Source organism: Rodentibacter ratti, from assembly GCF_002000485.1.
Taxonomy (GTDB): domain Bacteria; phylum Pseudomonadota; class Gammaproteobacteria; order Enterobacterales; family Pasteurellaceae; genus Rodentibacter; species Rodentibacter ratti.
Genome location: NZ_MLAJ01000005.1, coordinates 161,845 through 176,115 on the forward strand (window position 1 = coordinate 161,845; position 14,271 = coordinate 176,115).

At 39.7% G+C, this 14,271-nt stretch carries 15 protein-coding genes; 7 read left to right on the forward strand and 8 right to left on the reverse strand.

Going from position 1 to position 14,271, the window contains the following annotated elements; translation table 11 throughout:
* Window positions 1-114: 114 nt before the first annotated feature.
* The 3 genes from BKG94_RS05770 to BKG94_RS05780 all read right to left on the reverse strand — a co-directional run bounded on the left by BKG94_RS05770 (window position 115) and on the right by BKG94_RS05780 (window position 2,523).
* Entirely contained in the window at window positions 115-1,506 is a 1,392-nt protein-coding gene (locus BKG94_RS05770; protein ID WP_077435126.1) for a DegQ family serine endoprotease, read from the reverse strand.
* A 175-nt stretch (window positions 1,507-1,681) separates the two neighbouring features.
* Window positions 1,682-2,083, reverse strand: a complete 402-nt coding sequence (locus BKG94_RS05775) for a Z-ring associated ZapG family protein (protein WP_077435128.1) — start codon at window positions 2,081-2,083, stop codon at window positions 1,682-1,684.
* A gap of 89 nt (window positions 2,084-2,172) precedes the next feature.
* The gene (locus BKG94_RS05780) at window positions 2,173-2,523 is read right to left on the reverse strand and encodes a RidA family protein (protein ID WP_077435130.1); all 351 of its coding nucleotides are present in this window, start codon (window positions 2,521-2,523) and stop codon (window positions 2,173-2,175) included.
* Between the two features lie 111 nt (window positions 2,524-2,634).
* Between BKG94_RS05780 and BKG94_RS05785 the strand changes: the two genes are divergently transcribed.
* The 3 genes from BKG94_RS05785 to BKG94_RS05795 are packed head-to-tail and all read left to right on the forward strand — an operon-like array spanning window position 2,635 to window position 5,989.
* Window positions 2,635-3,357 carry a YwiC-like family protein gene (locus BKG94_RS05785; RefSeq protein WP_077435131.1) on the forward strand — a complete coding sequence of 241 codons (723 nt, stop codon included), beginning with the start codon at window positions 2,635-2,637 and terminating at the stop codon, window positions 3,355-3,357.
* A gap of 4 nt (window positions 3,358-3,361) precedes the next feature.
* Window positions 3,362-4,027, forward strand: a complete 666-nt coding sequence (locus tag BKG94_RS05790) for a tetratricopeptide repeat protein (RefSeq protein WP_077435133.1) — start codon at window positions 3,362-3,364, stop codon at window positions 4,025-4,027.
* A 33-nt stretch (window positions 4,028-4,060) separates the two neighbouring features.
* Window positions 4,061-5,989, forward strand: a complete 1,929-nt coding sequence (locus BKG94_RS05795) for an LTA synthase family protein (protein WP_077435135.1) — start codon at window positions 4,061-4,063, stop codon at window positions 5,987-5,989.
* Between the two features lie 46 nt (window positions 5,990-6,035).
* Here BKG94_RS05795 and BKG94_RS05800 read toward each other — a convergent pair whose 3' ends face one another.
* Window positions 6,036-6,467 carry an organic hydroperoxide resistance protein gene (locus tag BKG94_RS05800; protein ID WP_077435137.1) on the reverse strand — a complete coding sequence of 144 codons (432 nt, stop codon included), beginning with the start codon at window positions 6,465-6,467 and terminating at the stop codon, window positions 6,036-6,038.
* A 107-nt stretch (window positions 6,468-6,574) separates the two neighbouring features.
* On the opposite strand from BKG94_RS05800, the gene BKG94_RS05805 reads away from it, so the two are divergent.
* On the forward strand, window positions 6,575-7,471 hold the full coding sequence (locus BKG94_RS05805; RefSeq protein ID WP_077435139.1) for an AraC family transcriptional regulator: 897 nt from the start codon (window positions 6,575-6,577) through the stop codon (window positions 7,469-7,471).
* 78 nt (window positions 7,472-7,549) lie between these two features.
* Here the strand turns inward: BKG94_RS05805 and BKG94_RS05810 are convergent, their stop codons facing one another.
* A complete protein-coding gene (locus BKG94_RS05810; RefSeq protein WP_077435141.1) occupies window positions 7,550-8,872 on the reverse strand; it encodes a cation:proton antiporter in 1,323 nt (440 codons plus the stop codon).
* 105 nt (window positions 8,873-8,977) lie between these two features.
* Between BKG94_RS05810 and BKG94_RS05815 the strand changes: the two genes are divergently transcribed.
* The 3 genes from BKG94_RS05815 (at window position 8,978) to pntB (ending at window position 13,034) form a co-directional block, all read left to right on the forward strand.
* Window positions 8,978-9,817, forward strand: coding sequence for an endonuclease/exonuclease/phosphatase family protein (locus BKG94_RS05815; RefSeq protein ID WP_077435143.1), 840 nt, complete (start codon window positions 8,978-8,980; stop codon window positions 9,815-9,817).
* Window positions 9,818-10,060: 243 nt separating this feature from the next.
* The gene (pntA, locus tag BKG94_RS05820) at window positions 10,061-11,599 is read left to right on the forward strand and encodes a Re/Si-specific NAD(P)(+) transhydrogenase subunit alpha (RefSeq protein ID WP_077435145.1); all 1,539 of its coding nucleotides are present in this window, start codon (window positions 10,061-10,063) and stop codon (window positions 11,597-11,599) included.
* A 10-nt stretch (window positions 11,600-11,609) separates the two neighbouring features.
* Window positions 11,610-13,034, forward strand: coding sequence for a Re/Si-specific NAD(P)(+) transhydrogenase subunit beta (gene pntB / locus BKG94_RS05825; RefSeq protein WP_077435147.1), 1,425 nt, complete (start codon window positions 11,610-11,612; stop codon window positions 13,032-13,034).
* 93 nt (window positions 13,035-13,127) lie between these two features.
* Here pntB and BKG94_RS05830 read toward each other — a convergent pair whose 3' ends face one another.
* From BKG94_RS05830 to BKG94_RS05840, 3 genes are all read right to left on the reverse strand, one after another.
* Entirely contained in the window at window positions 13,128-13,415 is a 288-nt protein-coding gene (locus BKG94_RS05830) for a type II toxin-antitoxin system RelE/ParE family toxin (RefSeq protein ID WP_077435149.1), read from the reverse strand.
* Window positions 13,416-13,428: 13 nt separating this feature from the next.
* A complete protein-coding gene (locus BKG94_RS05835; RefSeq protein WP_077435151.1) occupies window positions 13,429-13,710 on the reverse strand; it encodes a type II toxin-antitoxin system RelB/DinJ family antitoxin in 282 nt (93 codons plus the stop codon).
* A gap of 98 nt (window positions 13,711-13,808) precedes the next feature.
* Entirely contained in the window at window positions 13,809-14,213 is a 405-nt protein-coding gene (locus BKG94_RS05840; protein WP_077435153.1) for a Cd(II)/Pb(II)-responsive transcriptional regulator, read from the reverse strand.
* Window positions 14,214-14,271: the final 58 nt, after the last annotated feature.

Here is a 14,271-nt window from a genome sequence, read left to right on the forward strand (position 1 = left end):
AATTATAGCATAAGAGAGGATTTTTCCCTAGTTTTTCCCATGAAAAAACGGTGCTTATCTTTGATAAAACACCGTTTTAGTAAAATTGCGTTCAAACAGACTGCACTTTTAAATCTATTGTACCAATAAATAGAAATTATTTTCCCCGCGCAAGATATTTAGTGCCACAGCGGAAGGTTTTCCTTCCAAAATCTTACGTAAATCTTGGGTTGATTCTACGGCTTGACGGTTGACACCAATAATAATATCACCGGCTTTCAAACCACGTTGAGCGGCAAGGGAGTTAGGTTGAACTTTACTGATTTCAATCCCTTTTATCCCTTTCGCATTATAGTTGTTTAATTCCGCACCGTCTAAGGCTCGCAATTCAATGCTGCTTGCGCTTTGACCTTTACCGTCATCCGCTTGCAATTTCACTTTCACATCCTGTGATTTGCCATCACGCAAATAAGTGAGCTCAATTTCTTTACCCGCTCCGGAAGTGGCTATTTTAGCGCGCATTTCCGCAAAGCTTGAGATTTTTTGACCATTCATTGCAGTAATCACATCACCAGCTTTGATTCCCGCTTTTTCTGCGGCTGAATTAGGCAATACTTCGCTCACAAAGGCTCCCTGTTGTGCATTTACATTAAATGCTTTGGCTAAATCAGCATTTAATTCACCACCTTTGATCCCTAATAATCCACGGCGTACTTCACCAAATTCTAAAATTTGTTGAACGATATTATTGGCTTGGTTACTTGGAATGGCGAAGGCAATCCCGGCATTCCCACCGCTTGGAGAAATAATTGCCGTATTGATTCCGATTAACTCTCCGTTCAAGTTCACCAACGCACCACCGGAATTCCCACGATTCACTGCCGCATCAGTTTGGATGTAGTTTTCATAAGCGCCACTGTCAGAGCCTGTTGAGCGCCCGAGAGCGGAAACAATACCGGAAGTGACGGTTTGTCCCAACCCAAATGGGTTACCGATAGCAACAGTGAAATCACCTACACGCAATTTGTCGGAGTCAGCAAATTTAAGTGCGGTTAAATTTGATGGTTTTTCAATTTGAATTAACGCAATATCCGACTGTTCATCTTTCCCGACTAATTTTGCCTTAAATTCACGCCCGTCTTGTAAGGTTACGTTGATTTTATCGGCATCATTAATCACATGGTTATTAGTTAATACATAACCTTTATCCGCATCAATCACTACACCGGATCCTAAGCCGCGAAAGTTGCGACCATTCCCACGGTTGCCAAATTGTTCGGCAAACTGATCTCCAAAGAAAAATTTAAATTCTTCAGGAATATCATCGGGTAGGAAAGAACGACCGCTATTTTTTGCTTTGCCTTCCACTGAAATTGTGACCACTGCAGGCTGCACTTTTTCAAGCATTGGGGCAAGGCTATTTTGTTGGATAACAATACTTGGCAAGTCCGCCTGCGCACTCATAGATGTGCCTAAAACGCCTAAACCTAATGCAATACTACTTAATATAAAATGTCTTTTTTTCATAGAATCTCCAAGTAAAACTATCTTTCTTGTGAAAGAGAAAGGTTCATACCTAAATGGTGTTTCATCAGACAAAGGAATAAGTGAAATGTTCAAGAAAAACAAGGGAGTTGAGAAAAAAATTAAAAAAAGTGCGGTCAGAATTGAAATTGTTTTTTCTGACCGCATTTAGGATTGTTTAATGATTTTCTTTTTCTGTTTTAAGTAGCCCTGACGAGCCTTCAGAATAATCAAGTGGAGGTTCACTTTGTGGTTTATCCGTGGCAGTGATTAATTGTTGAGTGAATAAACCTTTCGGATTTTCCCCTAATAAAGTATTAGAAGAGTTAGCATAATGGCGATAGAGTTTTTGGTAATCGCTGATGAGGGTTTTAAACAATTCCGCACTCTCTGCGAAATGTTTTTCGAGCTGTTCGTTTTGAGTTTCAAGTCGGGCTTTCACCGCTTTTAGCTCAGTTTCCGTTTGAACTTGTTGTTTCACCGATCCTTTGGTTAAACGTAAAATTAAATAGCCGAGGATAACGCCCACTACCAAACCGATACCGGCAGCTTGCCACATTTCAGTTGTCCACGCTTGCATAGTTTACTCCCTATACTTGTTTATGAAGATGTTTTAATTGTAATAAAAATGAAAAAAAATTTCTTTGCTATGGATCACAAATTTAATATTTAAATTGCCGCTGTAATCACAATTTCCACTTTCCATTCCGGTACGGCCAATTTTGCTTCAACAGTTGCCCGGCTTGGTGGATTTGAACGATCGACCCATTCATCCCAGGCTTGGTTTAATTGTGCATAATCTTGCATATCGGCAAGAAAGATTTGCGCATTGAGAATATTGCCCTTGTGAGATCCTATTTCTGCAAGCAATTTATCAATAAGGGAAAGCACTTCTTTCGTTTGTTCGTAAGCGTTTTTTTCCAGGGTTGCTTCCGGCACTTGTCCGGCGAAATAGGCAATACCATTATAAATAGAAACTTCGCAAAAACGCTCGCTGGAATGAATTCGTTTGATCGTCATAATATTTTCCTTTAAAAATAAACCAATTGTATTCTAAAGGGTGGCTGACGCTTTGTAAATTCGAGTTTACAGGAGTAGAATGTTCGAGAATTATTCTCACTTTAGGTTAATATGAAGCTGTTAATTTCTAATCAACATGGTGCCGTTGTCATGGCATTACTACCTTTCTTTTACGGAATGTTGCTTAGCAGTCCTGTGTGGGCGCATGCCTTTTTATTGATTGCATGGTTCTCGCTTTATTTGATGTCTTATCCTTTTTTAAATTTGTTCAAAGGTAAAAATGTCGAGCAATATCGAAAATGGACTCTCATTTATGGGCTGGCAACACTCATTTTCTCCCTTCCTGCATTGTTTTATAACTGGCAAATTCTTTGTTTTATCGTGGCAATGTTGCCTTTTGTTTTAGTGAATATCTATTACATTAAGCAAAAAGATGAACGTAATTTATTGAATGATCTTGCCGGAATTGCCATTTTTGCTCTTGCCGGAATGGGCGCATATTATTTTCCTGAGCGTACTTTTGATATGAAAATTTGCTGGGTTGCCATTTATCCTTCATTGTTTTTCATCGGTACAACAATTTATGTGAAATCAATGATGCGTGAACGGAAAAATCGGAAATATTTACGCGCATCTATTCTTTTTCACTCTTTCCTCGTCGCATATTTTGTCGGAACGGGGCAATTTTATCTTGCATCAGCATTTTTTATCGGTTGGCTCCGTGCAATTTATTTACCGCATAAGAAACTTTCTGTTAAACAAATCGGTCTAACGGAATTCGTAATAACGGCTATTTTCTTTGTATTTCTTTTACTCGGCACATTAACAGGATAATTTAATGAAAAAATCACTCGTTATTTTTACCGCACTTTTGGGGCTTTCAAGCACTTTTTCGAGCTATGCCGAAGAAGCGAAAATGAAAGACAAATTAACGGATCAACAACGTATGAATATCGCACAGGATTTTGCCAATAAACAAGATTGGCGGGCTGTATTTGAAATTATGCGTCCTCTCGCACTAGAAGGAAATGTCCAAGCGCAGGGCAATTTAGGGATGCTTTATAATCTTGGTCGTGGCGTGGAGAAAGATAAAGAAAAAGCTTATTGGTGGTTTAGTGAAGCCGCAGAGATGGGAAGTATCCGAGCCATTAATAATTTGGCGATGATGTATTACAGTGGTGATTATGTGAAAAAGGATATTCCACAAGCCATAAAATTATTTGAAACTACGGCAAAAGCCAAAGATTTGGATGCCATGATGATGTTGGCTGAAATTTATCTTAAGCAAAAAGACGGAGCAAAATCCTTTGAATGGGTTAAAAAAGCTTCGGATTTAGAGAATCCTGATGCCAAATTACGTTTGGGTATTTACTACGAAAAAGGTATTGGTACTTCAATGAATAAACCTCTTGCGGCATTAATTTATCGTGAGATTTTGGTTTCAAACGGTATGCCGAATGAAATCAAGCAAGCAGCTGAGCAAAGATTAAGGAATCTTTACTGAGCATAATATCCCTAACAATAAGAATATTTTTTTATGAAAAAAACACGTTTTCCCTTATTTCCAATCGTCGTTTTTGTATTTATCAACCTCATTATTTTTTCTTTGTCCCGTTTGGGTTTATCTTTATGGCAAATGGAACGTGTTTCCGCTGTAAATGGATGGGGAGAATTATTCTTACAGGGATTACGTATTGACATTGTGGCATTATGCTACTTATTTGGCGTACCGGCATTATTCACGGTGTTTTTCCACACCAGTGATTTATGGAAAAAGATCCTGCGAATTTGGCTGACATTTAGTAGTGTTTTCATTATTTTTATGGAAATTGCGACGCCGGCATTTATTGAAACCTACGATTATCGACCAAACCGCCTGTTTATTGAGTACTTAATTTACCCTAAAGAAGTTTTTTCAATGCTGATGGAAGGGCATCTAAGTGCGGTCATTTTTAGCCTCGTTTTTACTGCCTTAGCTACACTGATTTATTGGAAAATATCCGGTTGGGTGGTGAAAAATTTACGCCCGATGAGCTGGAAATTCCGCCCGATTGTGGCACTGTTGGTGATAGCGGTGAGTTTTATCGGCGCACGTTCAAGCCTTCAGCACCGAGGGATTAACCCTGCTATGGTGGCATTTTCTTCCGATGCATTAGTGAATTCTTTAGTATTAAATTCCGGTTATTCAGTAGTTTATGCCGCACAGCAATTCAAGGATGAAGAAAAATCCTCTGAAATATACGGTAAAATGGATACAGATGAAATGTTACACATGGTGAAAACTGCTCGTGGTAGAGCAGTGAGTGATTATATTTCTGAAAAATTCCCGACATTAACTAAAAATATCGCAACCTATCAAGGTAAACCTAAAAATATTGTCATCATATTACAAGAAAGCCTTGGTGCACAGTTTATCGGTACCCTAGGCGGTAAACCTCTTTCACCAAATATTGATAGATTGGCTAAAGAAGGCTGGTTATTTGAAAATATCTATGCTACGGGAACCCGTTCTGTGCGAGGTATTGAAGCGGTAACTACGGGCTTTACGCCAACGCCGGCACGTGCAGTGGTCAAACTCAATAATGCACAAAGTAATTTTTTCACCATTGCCGATTTTTTAGCTAAACAAGGCTATGAAACCTCATTTATTTATGGCGGTGAAAAGCACTTTGATAACATGGCAAGTTTTTTCTATGGCAATGGATTTAAAACGATTATTGATCAGCAAGACTATCAAAATCCGAAATTCACCGCCACTTGGGGTGTGAGTGATGAAGATTTGTTTGATAAAGCGGATGAAACGTTTACAAAACTGCAAAATGAGGGAAAACCTTTTTTCAGTCTGGTATTTAGTTCTAGTAATCACGATCCTTTTGAATTTCCCGATGGAAAAATTGAATTATATGAGCAACCAAAGGCGACACGAAATAATAGCGCAAAATATGCGGATTATGCCGTTGGACATTTTTTCAATTTAGCGAAAAAATCCAATTATTGGAAAGATACGATTTTCTTAGTAATTGCCGATCATGATTCAAGAGCCGCCGGTGCCTCATTAGTACCAATTAAAAACTTCCATATTCCCGCATTGATTTTAGGTGAGGGAATTGAACCACGCCGTGATAATCGTTTAGTTAGCCAAATTGATATGCCGACAACATTATTATCTTTAGCAGGTGTGAGCGGTAATTATCCGATGATAGGTTATGATTTAACGCAAAATGTCAATCCTGATCGTGCCATTATGCAATTTGATCAAACTCAAGCTTTAATGAAAGGAAATCGTGATGTGGTGATTCAAATGCCAAACAAAACCGCACAAGGTTATTATTATGATAAAGCCACAGACACATTGACTGCCAAAAGTGTATCGGAAGAAATGAAAAAAGAAGCACTAGCCTATGCTTTGTTGGGAAGTTATCTATACAAAAATCGCTTGTATCAAACAGGAGATGAAAATAAGTAAAGTGATGGGTAACAAATAGTGGGCATCAAAGCCCACTATCACAACTTTATAAATCAAAAGTTTGAATTAAATTTACATGCAAGCGAACCTCAACATTACCACGAATCGCATTAGAATAAGGGCAAACCTCATGGGCTCGTTGGATTAACGTACGAGCCTCCTCCTCATTTAACCCTGCAACGGTAATGGTAATGTCTAAATCTAAGCCAAATGCACCATCTACCTTCTGACCAATTCCCACGGTAACATTGGTCGAAGATTTAGTTGGTTTTAAGCCTAACGTTGGCGCAACGTGATTCATTGCACTATCAAAGCACGCCGCATAGCCCATTGCAAAAAGTTGTTCTGGGTTCGTGCCTTGCTTACCGTTTTCGTTTTGAAATCCAACCAAATCAAACCCGATTGAATGGTCATCGACTTGAGTATGCCCATCACGTCCACCCGTTGCAGTTGCTGAAGTTTTATAAAAGATTTTCATCGTTTTTCCTCTTTGTTAAGTTACTTAAGATAGGGTTATTTTATTGAGTTTAAATTTGAAGTGGTATAATATTTCTGCAAAACACTTGCCTATTTCTACAAATTCTTATGTTTTCACGCTCATTTATTCAACGTGTTTTAAATGTTATTCCTCATAATGATAGTTATATTTCTCCAATTAAAGGCTTGATTATTCGTCATTCTGATCGACCTTTTTCTTATGAGGGGATTATCCAAGAACCCAGTATTTGCATTGTATTAACGGGTGAAAGAGAGGTTCAACTTGGCGATCAATGTTACCAATTTAATAGCCAACACTATATGTTTTGCCCCGTAAATGTACCCATGTGTGGTGAAATTAAACAGGCAACGGTAAATGAGCCGTTTTTAGTGATGTCACTGAAAATAGATATTCCAATGGTTCAAAAAATTCTTTGGGAGCAAACTGCGCTGCCTATCTCAAAAAATGAAAGCAAGGACGGCTTTGGAAAATGGAAACTTGATCAAAATTTAGGGCAGGCTTTTGAACGGCTTTTGCTCTTGCATGAAAATCCAAGAGATATTGATTTTCTTGCACCTTTAATTCAACAAGAAATTTACTATCGTTTGTTAACGGGTGAACAAGATCAAAAGCTCAAACAAATGGCAAGTGTTGATTCAAATACCCATAAAATTGCGAGAGCAACGGAGTATTTACGCCAACATTTGCAAGAAATCGTTACGATTGAGACGCTTGCAACATTATGTGGCATGTCGGTTTCCGGCTTTCACAGCCATTTCAAAAAAATAACAACCATGTCGCCACTTCAATATCAAAAATCTTTGCGTTTAATGGAGGCCAAGCGATTGATTGTGCAGGAAAATCGCCTAGCCAGTGAAGCGGCATTTCAGGTGGGATACGAAAGTGCGAGTCAGTTTAGCCGAGAGTATAAACGGAAGTTTGGTTGTTGCCCAAAAGATGAGGGGAAACTTAGAGGTAAAATTATTGAAACTCGCATATTATAAACCTTTAAACGCTACCTTATTTTTTTAAATTGGTGTTATGCAACCGTTTAACCGAATTTTTAACCGCACTTTTAGGGATTATTCTTTATTATTTTTCGCTAAACCTACGCCAACATAGCCACGTTCACGCATTATTACTTCTTTTGATTTACGTATCATGCTTTCGATAGTCATCCCTTGCACGAGGATAGAGAAGGTCACTACGGCGTAGGTCATTCCCAAAATGAGATCGCGTACATCCATATCTAAACCTTCAATGTAAGATTGTCCCATAGGAATAGAAAGTGCCATTGCCAGCGCCAATCCACCGCGTAATGCCCCCCAAGTCAGCACTCGTAGGGTATAAGGATTGTATTTGCGATAGCGTTTCATCACTTGGAAAGGAAGCCATACACTGATGTAACGGCAAATCAAACAAACCGGAATGGCGAGGAGGATCAAAATCAAACCTTGCCATGACACATGAATCAGGAGAATGGCTAAGCCGATTAAAATAAATAAAAGTGAATTTAAGAAGTGATCGATCATTTCCCAGAAATGATTGAAATAATGCCGGCTTTGTTTTGAAAATCCGGTGTAACGTGTCCAGTTACCGATTAAAATACCGGCAACCACCATCGCAAGTGCACCGGAAACATGAAGTAAATTCGCTAACATAAAACCGGCAGTGGGGATTGTCAGTGTCAACAAAATTTCTAAGGAGCCGTCATCGGTTGCAGAAATTAAATAATGCGCAAGTAAGCCGAGAACAAAACCAAAAGCAATACCACCTAGGGCCTCTTTAAAAAAGAGATGTAATACACCGCCGGCAGTTGGTTCTTGCCCTCCGAAGGCAACAGCAAAAACAGTAGTAAAAATCACTAGTCCGATCCCATCATTAAATAAAGATTCACCTTCAACCTGCATCGCTAAACGTTTTGGTGCTTTTAAGTTTTTAATAATGGCGAGTACGGCGATGGGGTCGTCAGGGGAGATTAATGCACCGAATAAAATGCAGTAGATTAAATCAATATGCCAACCGAATAATTGACAGAGACCATAAAGCATAAAACCGATAAAAAAAGTAGAAGCAAAGGTAGAAAAGAGAGCGAAGGTAGTGATTTCCCATTTTTGGTTTTTTAATACCGGGAGTTTAATGCCTAATGCACCGGCAAAAAGTAAGAAACCGAGAATACCGTTTAATAAGAAATCTTTAAAATTAATTCGTTCAACGACTTTTGTTGCAATCTCATCTAAATTAAACCAATTTAAATATCCTAATAAAACCAATATTAAAGAGCCCAGCATAGAAGTCGCAGTAATCGCAATAGTGTATTGAATATTATCGTTGATCTTTCGTGTAATAAAACTAATTAAAATGGCGATAGTGGCAAGAAAACAGAGATAGGTGTAAATATTCATGGTTTAGTTCCAAACTAAGAATAATAGGCATGATTAAATTAAGTGTTTGTCTAGTATAAGCAAACTGCTATCATTTATAAAGTTTGGATTGAGAGAAATAAAATAATGAAAGAGATTAATAAAATTTTTGCGTTTTTACTCGTGGTAGGTATTGCATTTGGAATTTATATTTTTAGTCAATTTCGTATTTTTGAATCACTCCAAATTAATTTAAAAACGCCCTCTCAATTTTCTTTTACTCCTATAAATACATTTTGTTTTTCCCGTAAGGAATCCATGCCCGGCTTAGAAAAAAAACATATTCGATTATTAAGTTGGAATATTCATAAAGGGGTGGATAAAGGCTGGCAGCAAGATTTAGTCAGTTTTTCACAAAATCAAGATTTTGTACTTTTGCAAGAAGCTACGCCCGAACAAAATTTACCTTCGTTTTCCACCGCACTTTCTATTTCAAGTTTTGCTTATAAAGGGCAGCAATCAGGTGTGAAAACGTTCAGTCAATTTGTGCCGAAAAGCTATTGCGGCATTTCGCAGCCTGAACCTTGGATTCGCATTCCAAAAGTTGCTAGTGTGATGTCATTTCCATTGAATAATGGCAATGAATTATTTGTTATCAACGCCCATTTAATCAATTTTGAGTGGGGCGTCAAAGCCTACCGTGAGCAGTTAGAACGGATATTTTCTCTCATTCCTTCCTATCAAAGTGCGGTTATTTTGGCAGGCGATTTTAATGCGTGGAATGCGGAGAGGAAACGGATTTTAGATGAATTTATTGTGAAAAAGGGGTTAAGTGAAGTGTCTTTTCCTCAGGATGAACGGGTACGATTTTTTCATTATCCGCTTGATTATGTATTTGTTCGGGGAATGAAAGTCTTGACAGCAAAGTCGAAAAAAGTCACCACATCTGATCATTCACCGATTTGGGTTGAATTAATTCCAAAATAGTGGAAGCAGGTATCAGCATACGATTTAGTAGCGAAAAAACACTCTGAAAATCAACCGCACTTTTTTGTTTATTTTTTGTGATCCCTATCACAATATATTGTAAAAACAGTTAAAAAATATATCTCATTTTAATTGAAAAATGATACAGTTAGCGAGATCTGACTTTTTGTCATTTATCGGAAGAATGAAGCTAAATTCATTCAACAAAATCATCAACCCAATCATCAAACAGAGGGAAACAGTATGTTAATTGGTGTACCAAGAGAACTGCTTGATAATGAAGCGCGTGTGGCGGCAACGCCGAAAACGGTTCAGCAAATCCTGAAATTGGGCTTTGAGGTGATCGTAGAACACGATGCAGGCTTTAAAGCAAGTTTTGAGGATCAGGCATTTGTAGAGGCAGGCGCAAAAATCGGCACGGCAGCCGAGATTTGGCAATCGGATATCATTTTTAAAGTGAATCCGCCAACCGATGACGAAATCGCACAAATGAAAGAAGGGGCAACGCTGGTGAGTTTCATTTGGCGTGCGCAAAATCCTGAGTTAATGCAAAAATTAACGGCGAAAAAAATCAATGTACTTGCAATGGATGCGGTTCCGCGTATTTCACGTGCACAAGCCTTGGATGCACTCAGTTCGATGGCGAATATTTCCGGCTACCGTGCGGTGATTGAAGCGGCACACGAGTTTGGTAGTTTCTTCACCGGACAAATTACCGCAGCCGGTAAAGTCCCGCCGGCGAAAGTATTGGTGATTGGTGCGGGTGTAGCCGGTTTGGCTGCGATTGGTGCGGCTAACAGCCTTGGTGCTATTGTTCGAGCGTTTGACTCTCGTCCTGAAGTAAAAGAACAAGTGCAAAGTATGGGCGCTAGTTTCTTAGAAATTGACTTCAAAGAAGAGGGCGGTAGCGGCGATGGCTATGCGAAAGTAATGTCCGATGAGTTTAACCGCCGTGCGATGGAACTTTACGCTGAACAAGCCAAAGAAGTAGATATTATCATTACAACAGCGGCGATCCCGGGTAAACCGGCACCACGTTTAATTACCAAAGAAATGGTGGATTCAATGAAACCGGGCTCGGTGATTGTGGACTTAGCTGCCGCAACAGGCGGTAACTGCGAATATACCGAAGCGGGTAAAGTGGTGACCACGGAAAATCAAGTGAAAGTGATTGGTTATACGGATTTCCCAAGCCGTTTACCAACCCAATCTTCCCAACTTTACGGCACAAACCTTGTCAATTTGTTGAAATTGTTATGCAAAGAGAAAGACGGCAATATCAATATTGATTTTGAGGATGTGGTGTTACGTGGTGTAACCGTGGTGCGTGATGGGGAAGAAATTCCACCGGCACAAATTCAAGTATCTGCACAGCCAAAACAAGAGGCAAAAGCGGCGCCTGTTGCGGAGAAAAAAGAAGCGAAACCGACTGATCCTCGAGTGAAATACGGTGTGATGGCAGGTGTCGGCGTATTATTCCTCTGGCTGGCTTCTGTTGCACCGGCGGCATTTTTATCGCATTTTACCGTGTTCGTATTGGCGTGCGTGGTGGGCTATTATGTGGTTTGGAATGTCAGCCATGCCCTTCATACCCCATTAATGGCGGTTACTAATGCCATTTCAGGCATCATTATTGTGGGGGCGTTATTACAAATTCGTCAGCCGTCAGGCAACCTCTTTATTGATGCGCTCGCCTTTGTGGCAATTTTAGTGGCAAGCATCAATATTTTTGGTGGCTTCCGTGTCACACAACGTATGTTAGCAATGTTTAGAAAAGGTTAAGGAGATCGCAATGTCTGAAGGTTTAGTACAGGCTGCGTATATTGTTGCAGCATTACTTTTCATTATGAGCTTAGCGGGACTTTCTAAACACGAAACTGCTAAAGCCGGTTGTTGGTTTGGCATTGTCGGGATGACAATCGCCTTAGTGGCAACGATTTTCGGACCTCATTCAGAGGGAACATTCTGGATCATCATTGCGATGATTATTGGTGGTGTGATTGGTGTTCAACGTGCATTAAAAGTGGAAATGACGGAAATGCCGGAACTTGTGGCAATCCTTCATAGCTTTGTGGGCTTGGCAGCCGTGCTTGTAGGCTTTAACAGCTATGGTTTGCATGATATTCCAACCATGCCTAATAGTTTGGATGAAGTGCAACAGGCACAGTTCCTTGCAGAGCAAGCTACCTTGGCAACCATCCACAATGTGGAAGTCTTCCTCGGTATCTTTATCGGTGCGGTTACTTTCACCGGTTCTGTGGTGGCGTTCGGGAAACTCAGTGGCAAAATCAACTCAAAAGCCTTAATGTTACCTCACCGTCATAAATTAAATTTAGCAGCACTGGTAGTTTCTGCCTTATTGATGGTGGCATTCTTAAATAATCCGGGTAATATTTTCCCTGTATTGTTAATGACTGCAATCGCACTGGCATTCGGCTGGCATTTAGTGGCTTCTATCGGTGGTGCAGATATGCCGGTGGTGGTCTCTATGCTTAACTCCTATTCCGGTTGGGCAGCGGCGGCCGCAGGTTTTATGCTGAGCAATGACCTATTAATCGTAACCGGTGCATTGGTAGGTTCTTCCGGTGCGATCCTTTCTTACATTATGTGTAAAGCGATGAACCGCTCATTTATCAGCGTGATCGCCGGTGGTTTTGGTAATGATGTTCAAGTGTCTTCCGATGAAGAACAAGGCGAGCATCGTGAAACTACCGCAGAGGAAGTGGCGGAATTATTGAAAAATGCAAGTTCTGTGATTATCACACCGGGATACGGTATGGCGGTCGCACAAGCACAATATCCGGTGGCGGATATTACGGCAAAATTACGTGAGCGTGGTGTGAATGTCCGTTTTGGTATTCACCCTGTTGCCGGTCGTTTACCGGGCCATATGAACGTGCTTTTAGCGGAAGCAAAAGTGCCTTATGACGTGGTGCTTGAAATGGACGAAATCAATGAAGATTTCGCTGATACCGATGTAGTATTGGTTATCGGTGCAAACGATACGGTTAATCCGGCGGCAATGGAAGATCCAAACAGCCCAATTGCGGGTATGCCGGTATTAGAAGTATGGAAAGCACAAAATGTCATCGTATTCAAACGCTCTATGGCGGTAGGATATGCCGGCGTGCAAAATCCATTATTCTTCAAAGAAAATACCCAAATGCTCTTTGGCGATGCAAAAGATCGTGTTGAAGATATTTTAAAAGCGCTTTAAAGCCCCTTTAAAAACACCGTAAAAAAATAACCGCACTTTGGGAAGCTAAAGTGCGGTATTTTTTGTCAAGTTGCTTATGAGCGTTTATTTTTACTAAAAAATTTCGGAATGAGAGCCTAACCGAATAAGTTTCAATTCCGCATTATCAACAAGTTGATAGATGAGAACCAAATCATTAAAAATGTGGCAATCTCGGAATCCTTCCATTTCACCGCGTAATGCGTGATCGAGATATTTTCTTGGTAATGGCTGATTTCTTTGTAGAAGGTACATCACTTCTGTCATTTCTACAGAAAAGAGTTGTTTAGGCGATAATCTTTTTGCATCACGTTGAAAGGCTTTTGTCGCGGTGACTTTTAAAGTTGAAAGTGAGTTAGGCAATCTTGTCCCCTCATTATTTTTTGATTAAGGATTCCATGATGCTTTCCTGCGACTTCGCAGGGCTGATGATATCAAGATCACTATTTTCAGCTTCTTGCATTGCTCTTAATGTTTCAGCATTTGGCTTTAAATAAGAAAGATTGACCGGAATTGTTTTTGTTTTGGCAATTTCAGTTAAAAATAAATTAAATACTTGTGAAGGGGTAAATCCGTAATTTTCAATAACTTGAAAAGCCTCTTGTTTTAGACTATCCGCTAATCGAAAACTAAATGATGTATTTTGTGTTATCGCCATAATGAACTCCTTGTAGATGATGTATTTCAATGCAAGACATTAATAGTATAGCCGAAATGTTTCTCTTTGCAAGAATTGATCCTGCAATATACAGGGATTTACCACCTAACAAACCGTACACCACTATGTTGTAAGAGTAATTTCATCGGATCTTCATCGGTGATGGCGCTTTTTTTTCTCAGTTCGATGAGTTTCATCCGCAAATGTGCAAGCTCGTGAATACGTTTGGCGATATCTTTGATATGGCGATCCAGCAGTTTATTCATTTCTTCCGTGCGTTGTTCGCTCTGGTGTTCAAGGGCGATCAGGGTTTTGATTTCATTGAGGGAAAGATCCAAACTACGGCAATGGCAAATAAACGAAAGGCGTTGAAGGTGGGTTTCATTATATTTCCGAAAATTTCCACTGCTGCGTTGTGGAGGAGGAAGTAACCCTTGTTTTTCATAAAAACGAATGGTTTCGACCGTGCAATTTAAGGCTTTGGCAAGCTGACCTATTTTCATGATTTCCTTTAAAAATTTGCTTGACTCTGAAGTGACTTCATATTTTATCATTAGCCCC

Bases quoted from the DNA above. Each gene is read 5' to 3' on its own strand.
- BKG94_RS05770 (WP_077435126.1), bottom strand. From the start codon at position 1,506: ATGAAAAAAAGACATTTTATATTAAGTAGTATTGCATTAGGTTTAGGC.
- BKG94_RS05775 (WP_077435128.1), bottom strand. From the start codon at position 2,083: ATGCAAGCGTGGACAACTGAAATGTGGCAAGCTGCCGGTATCGGTTTG.
- BKG94_RS05780 (WP_077435130.1), bottom strand. From the start codon at position 2,523: ATGACGATCAAACGAATTCATTCCAGCGAGCGTTTTTGCGAAGTTTCT.
- BKG94_RS05785 (WP_077435131.1), top strand. From the start codon at position 2,635: ATGAAGCTGTTAATTTCTAATCAACATGGTGCCGTTGTCATGGCATTA.
- BKG94_RS05790 (WP_077435133.1), top strand. From the start codon at position 3,362: ATGAAAAAATCACTCGTTATTTTTACCGCACTTTTGGGGCTTTCAAGC.
- BKG94_RS05795 (WP_077435135.1), top strand. From the start codon at position 4,061: ATGAAAAAAACACGTTTTCCCTTATTTCCAATCGTCGTTTTTGTATTT.
- BKG94_RS05800 (WP_077435137.1), bottom strand. From the start codon at position 6,467: ATGAAAATCTTTTATAAAACTTCAGCAACTGCAACGGGTGGACGTGAT.
- BKG94_RS05805 (WP_077435139.1), top strand. From the start codon at position 6,575: ATGTTTTCACGCTCATTTATTCAACGTGTTTTAAATGTTATTCCTCAT.
- BKG94_RS05810 (WP_077435141.1), bottom strand. From the start codon at position 8,872: ATGAATATTTACACCTATCTCTGTTTTCTTGCCACTATCGCCATTTTA.
- BKG94_RS05815 (WP_077435143.1), top strand. From the start codon at position 8,978: ATGAAAGAGATTAATAAAATTTTTGCGTTTTTACTCGTGGTAGGTATT.
- pntA (WP_077435145.1), top strand. From the start codon at position 10,061: ATGTTAATTGGTGTACCAAGAGAACTGCTTGATAATGAAGCGCGTGTG.
- pntB (WP_077435147.1), top strand. From the start codon at position 11,610: ATGTCTGAAGGTTTAGTACAGGCTGCGTATATTGTTGCAGCATTACTT.
- BKG94_RS05835 (WP_077435151.1), bottom strand. From the start codon at position 13,710: ATGGCGATAACACAAAATACATCATTTAGTTTTCGATTAGCGGATAGT.
- BKG94_RS05840 (WP_077435153.1), bottom strand. From the start codon at position 14,213: ATGAAAATAGGTCAGCTTGCCAAAGCCTTAAATTGCACGGTCGAAACC.